Below are 17,661 nucleotides of genomic sequence, written 5' to 3'. Positions count from 1 at the left end.
TCGTGTCACTACAAATAAAGCTTTTAAAATCGGAACTAACCGCAGAACTTGATTCTATTCTAAATTATTGGTCGAAGCGTACTATTGACGACCAAAATGGTGGTTTTGTGGGACAAATCGACTTTAATGATCACCTTATTGCGAATGCAGAAAAAGGTTCGGTTTTAAATGCCCGAATTCTTTGGACATTCTCTGCCAGTTACAAGACCACAAAAAACGAAAACCACAAACTACTGGCAGAAAGAGCATTTGATTTTCTAGTAGCTTATTTTTATGACACCCAATTTGGAGGTCTTTTTTGGAGTATAAATGAGGATAAAACTCCAAAGGACACCAAAAATCAGATCTATGCGTTGGCTTTTGCCATTTACGGATTGTCTGAATATTATTCGATTTCACAGGAAGAAAAAGCTTTAGAAATGGCTAAAAACTTATATCATAAGATTCAAGAATACAGCTACGATCCTGAAAACAAAGGTTATTTTGAAGCTTTTACGAGAGACTGGAAACCGATTGAAGATTTACGTTTAAGCGAAAAAGATGCCAACGAAAAGAAAACAATGAACACGCATCTTCATATTATTGAAGGTTATGCAAATTTGTATAAAGTCTGGAAAGACGAAAAACTGCTTGCAGACATTGTTGAATTATTAGAAACAATCGAAAAATATTTCATCAATACCAAAACAGGTCATTTACGCTTGTTTTTTGACGAAAACTGGAAAGAAAAACCAGATGTTATTTCGTACGGGCATGACATCGAAGCAGCTTGGCTTTTATTGCAATGCGCCGAAATTTCAGAAAACGAAAAATTAATTGCCAAGTATAAAAAACACGCCATTCAAATTGCCGAAGTCACCAAAGAAGGTTTAGATACTGACGGCGGATTGTGGTATGAATATGATCCTGAAAAAAAAGAATTAATTGCCGAAAAACATTGGTGGCCGCAAGCCGAAGCTTTAATTGGTTTTTACAATGCGTATCAATTAACGGGAAAAGAAGAATATCTAGATATTGTTTTTAAGAATTGGTCTTTTATCAAAAAACACATTCTCGACAAAAAAAATGGAGAATGGTTTTGGGGTATTTATGACGATTATTATACCATAAAAAAAGACAAAGCTGGATTCTGGAAATGCCCTTATCATAACGGAAGGGCTTGTTTAGAATTGATCAATCGAATTAAAGACTAAAATAAAGATATCCTGAAACCTGACAGGTTTTTAAAACCTGTCAGGTTTAATTACAAAGATAAATTATGAAAAATAGACTTCTAAAAAACCTTTCACTAGTTATGATTTTTACTGTAATCGCTTGTCAAGCACAGGAAAAAATCACTGTAAAAGGAAACGAATTTTATAAAGGCGACAAACCATACGCTTATATTGGAACCAATTATTGGTACGGAAGTATGCTGGCGTCTAAAAAAATTGGCGACCGTAAAAGACTTTTACGCGAACTAGACTTCATGAAGAAAAATGGAATCGATAATCTTCGTGTTTTGGTTGGAGCTGATGGAGGAAAATACGATTTTACCGTTCGTCCAGCTTTACAATACGAGCAAGGAAAATATGATGAAGATTTATTGGACGGATTGGATTTTTTATTGAATGAAATGCAGAAACGTAATATGTATGCCGTTTTGTATTTGACCAATAACTGGGAATGGTCGGGCGGAATGTCTCAATATTTAGAATGGAATGGCAAAGGTCCCGTTCCGGTTCCTGCTATTCCGCCAAATACTTGGCCACAATTTATGTCGTATACGGAGCAGTTTCACAGTTGCGAACCTTGTATGGAAGCCTTGAATAATCATGTCAAATTTATTATTGGCAGAACAAATGCGTATTCTAAAAAGAAATACAACGAAGACAATACGATTATGGCATGGCAGGTCGGAAACGAACCGCGACTTTTTACAATCGAAAACAAAGCTAAATTTACCAAATGGCTCAATAATATTGTCGACTTAATTGATAGTTTAGACAAAAATCATTTGGTTTCTACAGGTTCTGAAGGAAAAAACAGTTCAAACGACAGCATGGAAATTTTTGAAAGAACACATCAAAATCCGAATATTGATTATCTGACGATGCACATTTGGCCAAAAAACTGGAACTGGTTTAAAGCCGATAATGCCGAAGCTACAATGCCAAAAACTATTGAAAACGCTGGGAAATATATTGACGATCACATTAAAGTGGCTAACAATTTGAAAAGACCAATTATTATTGAAGAATTCGGACTTCCGAGAGAAAATGAAAATCTAAATGCTGGAGCGCCTTCTGTTTATCGTGATCAGTTTTACAGCTATATTTTTGGAAGAGTGGTAGAAAGTCGCAAAAATAATGGCCCTTTGCAAGCTGCCAATTTCTGGGGCTACGGCGGTGAAGGAAAAGCCATTCACTCAGACGGAAAATGGAATCCTGGCGAACCTTTTACAACCGATCCTCCGCAAGAACCCCAAGGCTTGAATTCTGTTTTTAATGGTGACAAATCAACCTTGGAAATTGTAAAAAAATATAATCTGGAATTGAAGAAAAAATAAAATATTTAAACCATATAAGTTATATAAGTTCATTTAAATAGGCTTGTGTAAAGAAGGTTTTAAAACATATAAGTCCATAGAAAACCATTTTTAAGTTTATTTTAGAAAAAGCTTAAACAGCAAAATTTATTAAATAAACTTATATAACTTATATGGTTTCAAAAAACACCCAGCATGAAAAATATATTTGTTCTTTTTTGTTTCGTATTTGTAAATATTTCTTTTTCGCAGAAGAAACAGGATTTTACGGTTACTTCTCCTGATGGAAAAATTGAAGTTACAGTTTCTGTGAATGATAAAATTTCATGGTCACTTTCTAGTGGAAAAAATTTGATTCTAGCTCCATCGGAAATGTCTCTAACTCTGGATCAAAATGAAGTTTTGGGCAAAAATCCTGTGGTTTTAAATTCGAAGAAAGAAAGTGTAAATACTTCTTTTGAAACGCCTTTGTACAAAAAGAAGTCAGTAAAAAATCAATACAATCAGCTGACTGTAAATTTTAAAAACGATTTCAGCATTGAATATCGCGTTTTTGACGATGGTGCAGCGTATCGGTTTGTGACTAAAAAGAAAAAAAATATTACAGTAAAATGGGAAAATGTCAGCTTAAATTTCGATCAGGATTATGCAACTTTAATGCCTTATGTTCGCGATTTAAGAAATCCGAAAGATCCTTATATTTCTTCTTTTGAAGCACATTATGAAAACAAAAAAATTAGTGAATTCAGCAAAGATACTTTAGCATTTTTGCCTTTTTTAATTGATTATAAAAACCATAAAAAAGCCGTTTTCTTAGAGGCCAATCTAGAAGATTATCCTGGATTGTTTGTAACGAATAATAAAAACAAATCGGGTTTTGAATCACGTTTTTCGAAATATCCAACAAAAGAAACTAATGGAGGTTTCAACAACATTAATCGATTAATTTCTGAAAGAGCCGATTATTTAGTTCAAACAAAAGGAACCAGAAATTTTCCGTGGCGCGCAATTGTTATTGCCGAAAATGATGCCGATTTAGCCAATAATGATATGGTTCAGAAATTAGCCGAACCCTCAAAAATAAAAGATATTTCATGGATCAAACCTGGAAAAGTGGCTTGGGATTGGTGGAACGATTGGAATATTTACAACATCGATTTTAAAGCTGGAATTAACACACAAACCTATAAATATTATATTGATTTTGCTTCGAAAAACAAAGTCGAATATGTAGTTCTAGACGAAGGCTGGAGTTTGGAAGAAGACATCATGAAACACAATCCGAATGTAGATTTGGAAGCTTTGATCGCGTACGGAAAAGAAAAAAATGTCGGTATTATTTTGTGGAGTTCATGGATGGCTCTCACCAAAAACACAGACGGCATCTTAAAAAATTATGCCGATTTAGGAATTAAAGGTTTTAAAGTAGATTTCTTGGATCGTGACGATGCTAAAATGGTCAATTCGGTTTATGATATTTCGCAGAAAGCGGCCAATTATAAATTGATTTTGGATTTCCACGGCATGTACAAACCAACTGGAATTCAACGAACATATCCTAATATTTTAAATTTTGAAGGTGTTAAAGGTTTAGAAAATAATAAATGGACACCAAACGATGATGTTCCATTATACGATACTACAATTCCATTCATAAGAATGATGGCCGGTCCAATGGATTATACGCCAGGTGCAATGCGAAATGCTACAAAAAGCGAATTTAGACCAAGTCATTCCACACCAATGAGTCAGGGAACAAGATGCCATCAATTGGCTTTGTACACGATTTTTGAAGCACCATTACAAATGATGGCCGATAGTCCGACTGCTTTTATGAAAGAACAAGAAAGTACCGATTTTATTGCTAAAGTTCCGACTACTTTTGATGAAACTGTGGCGTTGGACGGCGAGGTTGGAAAGTTTGTTTCGATTGCACGTAAAAAAGGAAATATTTGGTATTTAGGAGCCATAACAAACTGGGATTCCAGAGATATCACAATCGATTTTTCTTTCCTTGAAAAAGGTAAAAAATTCCAAGCAGAAGTTTTCTCTGATGGTGTAAATGCCGATAAAGCAGCTGTTGATTATAAAAGAGAAATTATTACGGTAGATTCTAATTCAAAAATAAAATATCATTTGGCAAACGGCGGAGGTTTGGCGATGATTATTCTATAAATGAAATATTTTTTACGCTTAGAAACCTGACAGGTTTTAAAAACCTGTCGGGTTTACTATTTTTTAATACGAAACGTAGACGCACTGCGGTGCGTCTCTACATTTCACTATGATAAAATCTTCTCAATCGCATTCAATTCATCATTTGAAAACTCTGTATTCTGCAAACAATCAATATTATTACATAATTGTTTTACAGAACTCGCTCCAATCAGAACCGAAGTAATTCGTTTATCTTTTTGCAGCCAAGCCAAAGCCATTTGCGCCAAAGACTGATTTCTATTCTTCGCAATTTCATTCAGCTGAATTAATTTCTGAATTCTTTCCTGCGTCACCTCATCTTCTCTCAAATGCCCGTTTGGATTATGCGCGCGCGAATTTTCAGGAATTCCGTTTAAATATTTATCTGTCAAAAGTCCTTGCGCCAAAGGCGAAAACGCGATACAGCCTACTCCTTTTTCTTCTAAAACATCCAAAAGTCCATTTTCTACCCAACGTTCCAACATCGAATATTTCGCCTGATGAATCAAACATGGCGTTCCTAATTCTTTCAAAATATCCACTGCAACTCTCGTCTGTTCTGCCGAATAATTGCTGATTCCAACATACAATGCTTTTCCGCTTCTAACCGCGTGGTCTAAAGCCATCATCGTTTCTTCAACGGGTGTTTCAGGATCTGGGCGATGCGAGTAGAAAATATCGACATAATCCACATTCATTCGTTTTAAACTTTGGTCTAAACTAGATAATAAATACTTTCTTGAACCCCAGTCGCCATAAGGACCATTCCACATTGTGTAACCCGCTTTCGTAGAAATTACAATTTCATCGCGAAGATTTCCCTGAAAATTATGCCACAATATTTTCCCGAAATTCTCTTCCGCAGAACCTGGAACTGGACCATAGTTATTCGCCAGATCAAAATGAGTAATTCCTTTATCAAAAGCTTCAATGGCGATACTTTCTGCATTCTCAAAATTATCGACCGATCCGAAGTTATGCCATAACCCTAAAGAAATTTCAGGAAGTAATAATCCGCTTCTGCCACATCTGCTGTATTTCATGTTTTATTTTTTGGTTGGAGTTTTAAATAGATTTTAAAAATACGAAAAACTCCCGCAGATTTTGCAGATTTAGGAGATTAAATAAATCCGCTTGATCTGCTAAATCTGCATGAGAAAATATTTTCTATTTTAAATTAATCGCGCAAAGGCGCAGTCCTAAGACTTCGGGAGCAAAGTTTTTCTTTTTAAGTTAAGATGGATTGCGTGTAGCTTTAGCTGGATGAAAAATACAAATGTAATGTAAAGGGGCTTTAGCCAAACTAAATAAAGTTTGGCTAAAGCCCCTTTATAATTAAAATCTTTGTTCCCCTAGCTGAAGCTAGGGGCTATTCAAACAAACTTTGTGTCTTAGCGTCTTCGTGGCGAAAAACTTAGTATATTAAATCATTTTTAATTTTGTAAATTTGCTTTAAATACAAAAAACATGGAAAGTAACTGGCAAAATTTAATTTCAATAGATCCAGATATCAGATTTGGAAAACCTGTTATTACAGGAACAAGAATTTGTGTTTCTGATATTCTTTCCTGGTTATCAACGGGACTGTCTTTTGAAGAAATTATTGAAGATTTTCCTGAACTGAAAAGAGAACATATTCTTGCTTCTCTTGCTTTTGCTAAAAATTAAATTAATCTCGCAAAGTCGCAGTCCCGAGACTTCGGGAGCAAAGCTTTTCTTTTTAAATTAAGATGAATTGCGTCCAGCTTTAGCTGGATGAAAACAGCAAATATTAAAAGGGCTTTAGCCAAACTTTAGATAGTTTGGCTAAAGCCCTTTCTAATTAAAATCAACTTCCCCCAGCTGAAGCTAGGGGCTATTCAAAAAACTTTGCTCCCGAAGTCTCGGGACTGCGCCTTTGCGAGATTATAAACTTACAGCTTAGAAAAAAATCTTTGAGCCTTAGCGCCTTCGTGGCAAAAAAACTTTATTCCTTAATCTCAAAACCACCAGTCAACCCTTTATCAGAGCTTCCTCCAACCATGATTTTAAAAGTTCCCGGTTCTACTAAATATTTTCCTTCATTATTATAAAAACCAAGTTCTTTATCCGTTAAAGTAAAAGTTACCGTTTTCGTTTCGCCTTTTTTCAAATTCACCAATTCAAAACCTTTTAATTCTTTAATTGGGCGAACGATACTTGCGAATTCATCATGAATATACAACTGAACCACTTCTTTTCCGTCATAATTTCCTGAATTGGTAACCTCAACTGAAACCTCCACTTTTTCACCTTTCGCAAAAGCGGTTTTATTAATTTTTAAGTTTTTATAATCAAATTTTGTATAACTCAATCCAAAACCAAACGGAAATAAAGGCGTTTTCTCCACATCCATATAATGCGACCAGAAAACATTTTTATCACTATCAATTGGTCTTCCAGTGCTGTATTTGTTGTAATAAATTGGCACCTGACCTACATTTCTAGGGAATGACATCGGCAATTTACCACTCGGATTATAATCTCCATATAAAACCTGTGCTACAGCATTTCCGGTTTGAGTTCCTAAATGCCAAGCCTCTACAATTGCCGGAACATTTTCTGCTGCCCATGGAATACTCAACGGACGTCCGTTATTTAAAACCAAAACCACATTCGGATTCACTTTATAAATCTCTTCCAATAATTCTTGTTGTAAACCTGGCAAATTTAAATCAGTACGGCTTCTTCCCTCACCGCTTTGAAAACCATATTCACCTAAAACCATTACGACAACATCAGCATTTTTAGCAGCCGTTTTCGCCGCTTCAAATCCGCTTTTGTCTGTGGTATTAAAAACAGTTTCAGTTAAGAAAGTTGCTTTTTGTTTTAATAAATCAGCGCCTTTTTCAAAAGTTAATTGATTGTCTTTATATTGCTGCATTCCTTCTAAAACCGAAACCGCAGTATTATCATCAGCCGCAATTCTCCAGCTTCCCAACGGACTGTTTTTATCATTTGCCAAAGCGCCAATCAAAGCGATTTTCTGTCCAGATTTTTTTAGCGGAAGCAAATTCTTTTCATTTTTCAAAAGAACAATTGACTTTTTCGCCATATCCAAAACGCCTTCATTATTGCCTTTACTTCCAACAACTTCTTTTTCGCGTTTCTCGTCGCAATAACGGTACGGATCATCAAATAAACCTAATTCAAATTTCACACGTAAAATTCTGCGAACGGCATCATCAACCAAAGTTTCTTTAACTTTCCCTAATTTTACTAAATCGACAAGTTTGGCAACGTATAAATACGATTCCATATCCATGTCAGAACCAGCAATTACCGCTTTTGTCGTTGCATCGGCTTCATCTTTGGCGTATCCGTGCGCGATCATTTCACGGATTGACGCATAATCCGAAATTACGAATCCATCAAACTTCCATTTTCCTTTTAAAATATCTCTTTGTAAAAAGGCATTTCCAGTTGCTGGTACTCCATTCAAAGTATTAAACGAATTCATAAACGTACGAACTCCCGCTTCAACCGTCGCTTCAAAAGGAGGCAAAACTGAATTATATAATTTAGAATTACTGATATCTACAATATTATATTCCAATCCCGCTTCAACATAACCGTAAGCCGCAAAGTGTTTCGCGCAGGCTGCAATCGTATTTACTTTTGCCAAATCAGCAACCGTTTCACCCTGAAAACCTTTTACTCTCGCATAACCCACTTTACTTCCTAAATACGGATCTTCTCCCGCGCCTTCCATCACACGTCCCCAGCGGGCATCATTGGCAACGTCAACATTTGGTCCAAAAGTCCAGTTAATTCCAGATGCCGAAGCTTCATCTGCAGCAATCGTCGCCGATTTTTTAATGGCTTCTAAATCCCAACTTGCTGCTTCTGCCAACGGAATCGGACTTAACGTTTTATAGCCATGTATTACATCAAAACCAATAATTAACGGAATTCCCAATCGGGTTTCTTCAACCGCAATTTTCTGTACCGCACGAACTTCTTTCACGCCACGAACCGTCAGCATCGAACCCACTAATCCTTTTCTTAAATGTTCGTATTTTAATTCGGCTGTTCCGCCTTTTGGAGCCGGCCCAGTAACATCCCAAAAACCGTTGTACTGATTCATTTGCCCAACTTTTTCCTCCAAAGTCATCAAAGGCAAAAGCAAATCGATACGCTGTTCAATAGTTTTATTTTTATCCAAATACGGTTTCTTCTGTGCATTCATATTTCCAACAGTAAACAGGGACAAAACCCCAATAATAATTATTTTTTTATTTTTCATATTGTGGTTTAGTTAGTTTTTTTTTTAAGCCTCTAAGGTACTGAGATACTAAGGTTCTAAGTTTTTTTTGCTTTTGCCACAAAGACGCTAAGGCACAAAGGTTTTTTCTTTGCGACTTGGTGTCTTTGCGAGATTAAATCATACATCGCGGGCTTCGACTTCGCTCAGCCTGACAATCTAAAATCTACATTCTAAAATCTAAAATCTAATCTTCACTCGTAAAACAAGAAGCAGGCAAATTCGCTTTATTAAACAAATCTGATTGCGTTGTATTTCCCCATGCAAACCTCACTTTTGCAGGATTAACTACTTTCTTACTTGTCAAAACCACCTGATTATTTTGTATGGAAGCTTCTGCTGGATAGAAAATTCCATCTGCTCCTGCGACTTCAAATTGATTCGATTTTTTGTTTTTAAAATAAAGTCCTTCAGCATAATCAAAAGAAACAATTGCTTTATTTTTTTCGGTTTTAATGTCTTTAAATAAAGGCCCGTTTACCAAATTGGAATTGGTTTTATACGTCTCCGCTAAAGCTAAATTTGCCAAACGAATTCCGACCGATTTTTTATTTTTTGGATGAATATCAATAGTATCCGAAATGTCTGAAGTTAAAACCATTCCAACATTATTCACTTCTTTTAATAATTTTCGTTGCGAATTTCTAACCGTGACATTCGAGAAATTATTACTTCCCGTTTTAAACGGAGCTATCTGAACATAATAAAAAGGAAATTCGTCTTTCCATTCTTTTCTCCATGAAGTTATTAAAGCGCCAAGAGTTTTATCGTAAACCAAAGAACCAACATTCGATTCTCCCTGATACCAAAGCGTTCCTGCAATTTTAAAACCAACAATTGGATAAATCATTGCATTGTATGCGCGGCCTGGCTGTCTTGGCCCATATTCTTGCTCGTTTAGTTTTTTAGCATTTTCTAATAAAAGCGGATCGTTATTTACCACTTCTTCGGGCATCCATATTTCAGCTGGAGTTCCGCCCCAATTCGAAGAAATTAATCCAATAGGAACATTTTTTAAATCTTCACGAAGGCGTTTCGCAAAAAAGTAACCAATTGAACTAAAATATTTCATGGTTTCTGGAGTCGATTCTGTCCAATTTCCCAACAGATTATTTTGCGGTGTTGTCGCGGTTAATTTCGGAACCGTAAAAAAACGAATGTTTGGATTCGTGGCATTTTTCATTTCTTCTTCGCCATCGTCAATTCCCCAGCTTGCAGACATTTCCATATTCGATTGTCCCGAACAAAGCCAGACTTCGCCGATTAAAATGTTTTTTAAAACTACTTCATTATAACCTTTTATAGAAATTGTAAAAGGCCCACCCGCTTCAGGAGTTTTAATCGTCAATTCCCATTTCGCCTGATTATTGGTAACGGTTTTATATTCCTGATTGTTCCAGCCAGAAACCAATTTGATTTCTTCTTTAGGATTTCCCCAGCCCCAAATTTTAACTTCGGAGTTGCGCTGTAAAACCATATTATCACCAAAAATATTCGGAAGAGCCACGTTTGCCATCATAGTACTGGAAATCAATAAAAAGAAAACAAACTTATAGATATTATTTTTCATTTAGTAACTTCTTTAAAAATGGAGCATATTCATCTGCCAAAACTTTATGATCTTCAACATCTGGATGTCCAGAACAACCTTTTGGTGTCATCGGTTTGAATTTGAAAATCTGAATTTCTTTGTGCTTTTTATCTTTCGCGAAAGCGGCTTTTACTTTATTCAGACAATCTTCGAAAACAACGCCACGTTCACCGCCCACCATCGGACTGTTTGTAATTACAATCTGCGCATTCGGATTGTGTTCGTAAAGCATTTTGATGAAATTAATGTAATTCGAAACATACTTTTCAGCATTAAAAGGCAGACGTTCTTTCTTTCCATCTCCGCCAGAAAAATCATTCGTGCCTAACGCAATACTTATAATATCAGGTTGAAAAGCAAAATCATATTTTGGCTTAGAAGCATCTTTCGCTAAATAGAGATTCTGATAAACATCAGGCATTATGGCCTCGTCTTTATTCTCGTCGTTCCAATTGCGGTACATTCCGATTCCAGAAACACAGCTCATTAAATAATCAACTCCAATTTCTCTCGCGATTCTTGGTCCGTACGCATAATAACCGTTATGATGATCCATATATTCGCCTTTATCGCAAGGAACATCAGCAGGATCACTCGCAGCACCACATGTAATAGAATCACCAATAAATTCGATTTTCTTTCTCTTTTTAAATGAAATCGAAGTCAGTTTTGCTGTAGTTCCAGCAAATAAAATATTACCGCTTTGTGCTTCGGTATTTTTATAGATTTCTAGTCGGTGTTCTTTTTTTTCTAAATTAATTTTAATTGGAAAAGATTGCACTGCTCCTTTTTCGATTTTAATCTTTCCTATGTATTTCCCATCTAAAACCAACTGAACATAATTATGATGCTCATAAGAATCAACACTTTGAAGAGAAATCGAACATTCATTTCCTGTAAAATTGAATGAAACCGAAGCCGCAGTTCCGATTAAAATGACTTGATCATTCTGCAATTTTTCGACTCTTCCTTCGTATAAGAAAGTTTTGTTGGTATTTTGGGTTTGTGATGTCAAAAGGACCGAAATCAGCAAAAACAAAATTAAAAGTGCTCTTTTTTTGAGAAACATAATTTATTTGTTAAAATATAAATACGATTCACAAATATATTGGAAAGAGAATATCTAGAAAGATACTAAAATGTCAAAAAGCAATAAAAAAACACCACATAAACACATCATTTGAAAACAAACTTGGCTTATTTGTATTTTTTAGGGTGTTTTTGTTCTTTTTAAAATAAAATAACAGTTTATATTTAGCGTTTAAAATTGATATAAAACTAAAAAAATGAGATCGCGCGTATTATTATTTTTAATTTCTGCTATTTTGCTTTCTTCTTTTACCTTAAAAAAGAAAGAAACTCAAACAGCCGTTTCAAACACTAAAATTCAAACTGAAATCAATCGCGATTCTATCATTGTTTACGCTAAAAAATACTTGGGCACTCCTTATGTATATGCGAGCAGTAATCCGCAAAAAGGTTTTGACTGTTCGGGATTTGTAAGTTATGTTTTTAAAAATTTTGGATTAACGCTTCCGCGAAGTTCTGGCGCTTATAAGAATTTAGGAAAAACGGTAAAACCTGAAGACTTTAAAGTCGGCGATATTTTAGTTTTTTATGGTTATAAAGACAAAACCATTATTGGACACCTCGGCATAATCTGCGAAGCCAACGGAATGCATTCTAAATTTATTCATGCTTCTTCTGGAAAAGCACAACAAGTTACAATTACAGCGCTCGATACCGAACATTACACCAAACGCTTTTATAAGTGTATTGATGTTTTGTCTGAATAGCTTTTTTAGCCACAAATTACACGAATTGTCGCGAATTTCTTTTTACCGCAATTTTCACAAATTTTATTTCGCTACGATTAAATATGCCACAGATTAAAAGGATTAAAAAAGATTAATCTGTGAAATCTTTTTATCCCGATAGCTATCGGGAGTGGCAAAAAAAGAAATTTGCGAAAATTTGTGTAATTTGTGGTTTAAAAAACTACTCTTCAGTCAATAATTTTATCAAACTTTCATCTCGGCTGTAAATGTCTTTGTAGAAATTTAAATTTCCTTCGCGGTCAACCCATGCGGTAAAATAGCCGATATAAACGGGTACTTTTTTCTTAAGCGTATACCAGTTTTCTTTTCCGGCGTGCATGGCTTTATCTATTCTTGCTGGATTCCAGGCTGGATCTGGTTTTAATAATTCGATAGCCAATTCTCTTGGTTTTGCAACACGCACGCAGCCGTGGCTAAACGCTCGGCTTTCTCTTTCGAACAAACTTTTTGAAGGTGTATCGTGCAGGTAAATATTACTTGAATTCGGAAATAAAAATTTTACCAAGCCTAAAGAATTGTTTTTTCCAGGCAATTGACGAACGGCACCATTATTCCACTCCAGATTTTTCTTTGCTAAATAATTTTTATCCCTAGCAATTCCAGGTTTGATTTCGCTTTTGATAATACTCGGCGGCACATTCCAATACGGACTGAATACAATATTATTCATCATTCCGCTAAAAACAACGGTTTTTGTCAAGGCTCTTCCAACCACAACTGCCGACGTAAAAGCAATTTTACCGTCTTCAATTAAATACAATTTAAACTCAGGAATATTGACTTCAATATATTTCTGCCCTTTCTCCAATTCTGGATCAATCCAACGGCAGCGCTCCATATTGACAATAATGGTTTTAATACGCTCAGAAACTGGAATATTTAAATCGTTAATATGCTCTTTTAAAATGATGTTTTTTGGCGCGTAACCATGACGAATTTCGTAATTCTTAATCGCTTTTATCAAAGTCGTGTCGCAAATCGCACTTTTAGTATCTTCTTTAATGTCTTTGGTTACAAAAAGCCTTTCTCTAATCTGTGCAACTGTATTTGAAGAATCTCCAACTTTTAAGCTTTTATAATCTTCTCCGATTTCAATAGTTTTCCAACCTCCATTTTTCTCAATTTCTCGATATTCTTTCAGTGCATCACGAAGTTTGTAATACTGGCTGAACATCTTTCTTTTCTTATCGTCAAGAATGGTCGATTTTTTAAAAATAGAATCAGAAAGCACTTGGTAGTTGAACTTTTTTCGCGGTAAAAGCCATTCTAACGAAATACTAGTTTTTTCGTCAAAACCTGCATACACTTTTTCGGCGTAGAAATAATACAAATTAGAAAGCAGTAAATCTGTATCTTCTTTGGAAAGTTTTTTAGCTGGATTATTTTCAAAAACAGAATTCAGCTGTTCATTGTACGGATAATTGGTTTTTAATCCTTCCTCACCCAAATTTTTATATTGATTGAATAAAGTATTGGCAAATTCGACAATTCCTTTATTATCTTGCCACAATTGAGTCGATTTATTTTTTTGATATAGAGAAGTTACATCACCTTTAAATTTATCCAATTTCGGATAATTTTCATAGAATTTTGCAATGCGAACGCTGTCGATTGTAAGTTTTAATTCTGGAATTTTTTCAACTGTTTTTATTGAATTTTCTTCTTTTTTATCTGCTTTAGAATTACACGAAAAAAAAGCAAAAAACACAACTGCAATAAGAGGCGAATACCAAATTTTCATAGCTTATAATTTTCATTAAAAGTAAAAAAAATTCTATTAAATCAAAATTTAGAAACTAAACTTAACACTTGATATTTAAAGGGAATGTGTTTTCTTACTGGCTGATTATTTTTTAACCGCAAAGAGCGCAAAGGTTTTTTATCGAAAACATTTTTCTTCTTAAATAATTTAAGTTCGCAAAGCTTATGTGTCAAAGCTTCGAGAACTTACTCTTTTGCGAAACCTTAATTAAAAAATCCTTGTGTTCTTTGCGGTAAAAATTTGTAGACAAAGCAATAAATAAAAAGCTCCAAACAATTTTCATGTCTGGAGCTTTTGCCATATAACCAACCTATTAAAAATCTTAGATAACCGTACCTTTTAAAGTAAGTACTTTTGGTGTTGTTTCTGCACTAGTTGTTACAGTAACTGTTTTTGTAAAAGCACCTTTGTTTGCAGCGTTGTAAGTTGCAGTAACTTTTGCAGATTTACCTGGCTGAATTGGTTCTTTTGTATAATCTGTAGCTGTACATCCGCAAGATCCTTGCACGTTTTTAATTACTACAGCTGTTTTTCCTGTATTTTTAAATTCGTAAACAATTGCTTTTGGAGTTCCTTGTGGAATTTGTCCAACGTCAATTGTTTCTGCTTTCCAAACAATTGTAGATCCAGCTTCTGCAACAATTTTAGTTTCTGAAACTAAAGATTGTACTGGAGCAATTGCTGAAAAAGACATTAGGCCTAACGCCAAAGCTAACATCGAAATTTTGATCATTTTCATAACTGATATATTTAAAATGGTTTTTAGTTCAACTTGATATTACAAAGATAATTCAGACAAATTCAAATCGCTGTTAACTGGTTTCAAACGTTTGTTAATGACTTGTTAATCGCTTATTTTCAGGTTAAAATTCATTAATATTACACTCTCAAAATTTCCTATTCTTGAAAATTAATAAACTCAACAGCATCATTATCTTAGGATTGGTAGCCATCATTAGTATTCTGGTGGCACAATTGTTATGGACAAAAGAGGCTTTTACAATTGAACAAAAAAAACTGAGCCAGAAAGCGCATATTGCCTTGCTTGAAGTGGCTAAAAAATTATACGAAGGAACGAATCACGAACTTCCAGTACAGAATCCGGTACAGAAAATTGCAAATGATTATTATATCGTAAATGTCGATAACGAATTTGAGCCTGATATTTTAGAATTTTATTTGAAAACAGAATTCAAAAAAATGAATATCACGACCGATTTTGAATATGCGATGTACAACTGTCAAAGCGACGAAATGATTTATGGAGATTATATTTCGCTTTATAAGAAAAAGGCCGAATGCAAAAAGACGGTTTATTTTCCTAAGCATAAAAATCTGGTTTATTATTTCGCTGTTCGTTTCCCAAATGAAACGACTTATTTATTTAGTTCGATGCGATTTTGGTTTATTCTTTCAACGGCATTAATTCTGATTTTACTGATTTATGTTTATTCGATTTTTACCCTTTTACAGCATAAAAAATATTCAGAATTGCAGCGTGATTTTATTAATAATATGACGCATGAGTTTAAAACGCCGTTGGCTTCTATACTTATTGCGTCCAAATATTTGATTGAACAAAAACCAATTAAAGAAGACAAGAAACTTTATACGTATACAGATATTATTATCAATCAAGGAAATAAGTTAAACGGGCATATTGAGAAAATTCTAAATATTGCAAAATCTGATTATGCGCCTTTGGAAATCAAGAAAGAAAGTGTTTTAATTGTTCCTATTATTGAAGAAACAATCGAAAATATTCAGCTGAAATATCCAGATGCTTCCATCAAAATTGAATCTTCATCTAAAGATTATGTATTAGAGACAGATACTTTTCATTTTGCCAATTTAGTTTACAATTTGCTGGATAATGCGATAAAGTACTGTAACGAAAAGCCAGAAGTTACTATTAAAATTACCGAAGATAATAACTGTCTAAAACTGGAGTTTATTGATAATGGAATTGGGATTAATCCTAAAAAAATATCTTTTATCTTTGATAAGTTTTATAGAGTTCAAAATGAAAAGAGCAATGAAGTTAATGGGTTTGGACTTGGTTTATACTATGTAAAAGAAATATGCAGTCTGCAAAACTGGAAAATAAAAGCCGAAAATAATCAAGAAAAAGGTGTTACCTTAACTTTATCAATTCCTTACAAAAAATGAGAAACTTCAAAATACTTTATGCCGAAGACGACGAAACTCTTGCGTTTTTAACCAAAGACAATTTGGAGCAGAATAATTATGAAGTTATTCATTGTTCTGACGGAAAATCGGCGCTTAAAATTTTTGAAGAAGAAGAATTTGACATCTGCATTTTTGATATTATGATGCCAAAAATGGACGGTTTTGAACTTGCAGAAGCGGTTAGAAAAATAGATGTTGACGTTCCTATTATTTTTCTTTCGGCTAAAACTTTAAAAGAAGACCGAATTAAAGGCCTGCGTTTGGGTGCCGATGATTATTTGGTAAAACCTTTCAGCATCGAAGAATTATTATTGAAGATTGAGATTTTCTTAAAGCGTTCTCAGAAAAACATTCCGCAAACAAAAACAATTTACGAAGTAGGAAAATATCAGTTTGACACGAAAAACTTTATTCTTTTCAACAATGAAGAAAAAGTTGGGTTAACTCAGCGAGAAGCTGAATTATTAAAACTTTTTCTAGATCATAAAAATTCAGTTTTAAAAAGAGAGCAAATCTTAACCTCTTTATGGGGAACCGACGACTATTTTATGGGAAGAAGTTTGGATGTTTTTATTTCGCGTCTGCGTAAAATCTTAGCCAATGAACAGGGAATTTCGATTGAAAACCTCCACGGAATTGGGTTTCGGTTTTCTATTGGGTAAATTCTGAGCATTATCCTAACACGTAATATTTGTCATCCTGACGTAGGAAGGATCTCCGTAAGTAGCTCGACAAAGTTTGTCGATTTACATTGCGGAGTTCCTTGTGGAGATCCTTCCTTCGTCAGAAATGACAAACTAGACTTAAAATATCTTAACACACAGAATAACCACAACGATTTGTCATTCCGAGGAACGAGGAATCTACGCAAGTAGCTCGACAAAGTTTGTCGATTTACATTGCGGAGTTTCTTGCGGAGATCCTTCCTACGTCAGGATGACAAACTTGACTTAAATTAGGATTCTGAATTAATATTCTAAAAATTCTAAATCAGGATTCATCGTTTTGATTAGTGCGAGCTTTTTCTCTCTTGTCCAACCTTTTATCTCTTTTTCTCTAGCAATTGCTTCCTGAATCCAAGTAAATTTTTCGTAGTAAAGCAAAAATTCTACATTATATTTTGAAGCAAAAGTTTTATTCTGTACTAAAATATTGTCTTTATGCTTTTGTATTCTCTTTTTAAGATCGTTAGTAACACCAGTATAAAAAACAGATTTAGCTTTATTAGTCAAAATATAAATGAAATAGGTATGAAAACCTTCTTGTAAATACATA

At 34.4% G+C, this 17,661-nt stretch carries 14 protein-coding genes; 7 read left to right on the top strand and 7 right to left on the bottom strand.

Annotated features, from left to right (window positions below; genetic code table 11):
- The first annotated feature begins 2 nt into the window (after positions 1–2).
- From AC3E9W_RS05795 to AC3E9W_RS05785, 3 genes are all read left to right on the top strand, one after another.
- Positions 3–1,193 carry an AGE family epimerase/isomerase gene (locus tag AC3E9W_RS05795; RefSeq protein WP_488767451.1) on the top strand — a complete coding sequence of 397 codons (1,191 nt, stop codon included), beginning with the start codon at positions 3–5 and terminating at the stop codon, positions 1,191–1,193.
- 65 nt (positions 1,194–1,258) lie between these two features.
- On the top strand, positions 1,259–2,548 hold the full coding sequence (locus AC3E9W_RS05790; protein WP_488767449.1) for a glycoside hydrolase 5 family protein: 1,290 nt from the start codon (positions 1,259–1,261) through the stop codon (positions 2,546–2,548).
- A 174-nt stretch (positions 2,549–2,722) separates the two neighbouring features.
- On the top strand, positions 2,723–4,702 hold the full coding sequence (locus AC3E9W_RS05785) for a retaining alpha-galactosidase (RefSeq protein ID WP_488767448.1): 1,980 nt from the start codon (positions 2,723–2,725) through the stop codon (positions 4,700–4,702).
- 107 nt (positions 4,703–4,809) lie between these two features.
- Here AC3E9W_RS05785 and mgrA read toward each other — a convergent pair whose 3' ends face one another.
- Positions 4,810–5,766 (bottom strand): L-glyceraldehyde 3-phosphate reductase, encoded by a 957-nt coding sequence (gene mgrA / locus AC3E9W_RS05780; RefSeq protein WP_488767446.1) that lies wholly within the window; start codon positions 5,764–5,766, stop codon positions 4,810–4,812.
- Between the two features lie 424 nt (positions 5,767–6,190).
- On the opposite strand from mgrA, the gene AC3E9W_RS05775 reads away from it, so the two are divergent.
- Positions 6,191–6,391: a DUF433 domain-containing protein gene (locus AC3E9W_RS05775; protein ID WP_488767445.1), complete on the top strand. Its 201-nt coding sequence runs from the start codon at positions 6,191–6,193 to the stop codon at positions 6,389–6,391.
- Positions 6,392–6,689: 298 nt separating this feature from the next.
- Here AC3E9W_RS05775 and bglX read toward each other — a convergent pair whose 3' ends face one another.
- The 3 genes from bglX to AC3E9W_RS05760 form a co-directional block, all read right to left on the bottom strand.
- On the bottom strand, positions 6,690–8,987 hold the full coding sequence (gene bglX / locus AC3E9W_RS05770; RefSeq protein WP_488767443.1) for a beta-glucosidase BglX: 2,298 nt from the start codon (positions 8,985–8,987) through the stop codon (positions 6,690–6,692).
- 205 nt (positions 8,988–9,192) lie between these two features.
- Positions 9,193–10,575: a sialate O-acetylesterase gene (locus AC3E9W_RS05765; protein ID WP_488767441.1), complete on the bottom strand. Its 1,383-nt coding sequence runs from the start codon at positions 10,573–10,575 to the stop codon at positions 9,193–9,195.
- Positions 10,565–11,665 (bottom strand): SGNH/GDSL hydrolase family protein, encoded by a 1,101-nt coding sequence (locus AC3E9W_RS05760; protein ID WP_488767439.1) that lies wholly within the window; start codon positions 11,663–11,665, stop codon positions 10,565–10,567. The genes AC3E9W_RS05765 and AC3E9W_RS05760 overlap by 11 nt, the downstream gene beginning before the upstream one ends.
- Positions 11,666–11,882: 217 nt before the next feature.
- On the opposite strand from AC3E9W_RS05760, the gene AC3E9W_RS05755 reads away from it, so the two are divergent.
- On the top strand, positions 11,883–12,392 hold the full coding sequence (locus AC3E9W_RS05755) for a C40 family peptidase (RefSeq protein ID WP_488767438.1): 510 nt from the start codon (positions 11,883–11,885) through the stop codon (positions 12,390–12,392).
- A gap of 202 nt (positions 12,393–12,594) precedes the next feature.
- Here the strand turns inward: AC3E9W_RS05755 and AC3E9W_RS05750 are convergent, their stop codons facing one another.
- Together AC3E9W_RS05750 and AC3E9W_RS05745 are read right to left on the bottom strand one after the other, a co-directional pair.
- On the bottom strand, positions 12,595–14,175 hold the full coding sequence (locus AC3E9W_RS05750) for a L,D-transpeptidase family protein (protein WP_488767436.1): 1,581 nt from the start codon (positions 14,173–14,175) through the stop codon (positions 12,595–12,597).
- A 343-nt stretch (positions 14,176–14,518) separates the two neighbouring features.
- Positions 14,519–14,935: a DUF1573 domain-containing protein gene (locus AC3E9W_RS05745; RefSeq protein ID WP_488767435.1), complete on the bottom strand. Its 417-nt coding sequence runs from the start codon at positions 14,933–14,935 to the stop codon at positions 14,519–14,521.
- 164 nt (positions 14,936–15,099) lie between these two features.
- Between AC3E9W_RS05745 and AC3E9W_RS05740 the strand changes: the two genes are divergently transcribed.
- Both AC3E9W_RS05740 and AC3E9W_RS05735 read left to right on the top strand, forming a co-directional pair.
- Positions 15,100–16,365, top strand: a complete 1,266-nt coding sequence (locus AC3E9W_RS05740) for a sensor histidine kinase (protein ID WP_488767433.1) — start codon at positions 15,100–15,102, stop codon at positions 16,363–16,365.
- Entirely contained in the window at positions 16,362–17,048 is a 687-nt protein-coding gene (locus tag AC3E9W_RS05735) for a response regulator transcription factor (RefSeq protein ID WP_488767432.1), read from the top strand. Before AC3E9W_RS05740 ends, AC3E9W_RS05735 begins: the two co-directional genes overlap by 4 nt.
- A 306-nt stretch (positions 17,049–17,354) precedes the next feature.
- On the opposite strand, the gene AC3E9W_RS05730 is transcribed toward AC3E9W_RS05735, so the two are convergent.
- A complete protein-coding gene (locus AC3E9W_RS05730) occupies positions 17,355–17,660 on the bottom strand; it encodes a GIY-YIG nuclease family protein (RefSeq protein WP_488767431.1) in 306 nt (101 codons plus the stop codon).
- Position 17,661: the final 1 nt, after the last annotated feature.

Source organism: Flavobacterium sp. 38 (genome assembly GCF_057799715.1).
The sequence above is the reverse complement of the archived record's forward strand: the minus strand, read 5'-3'. Positions and strand labels throughout refer to the sequence as shown.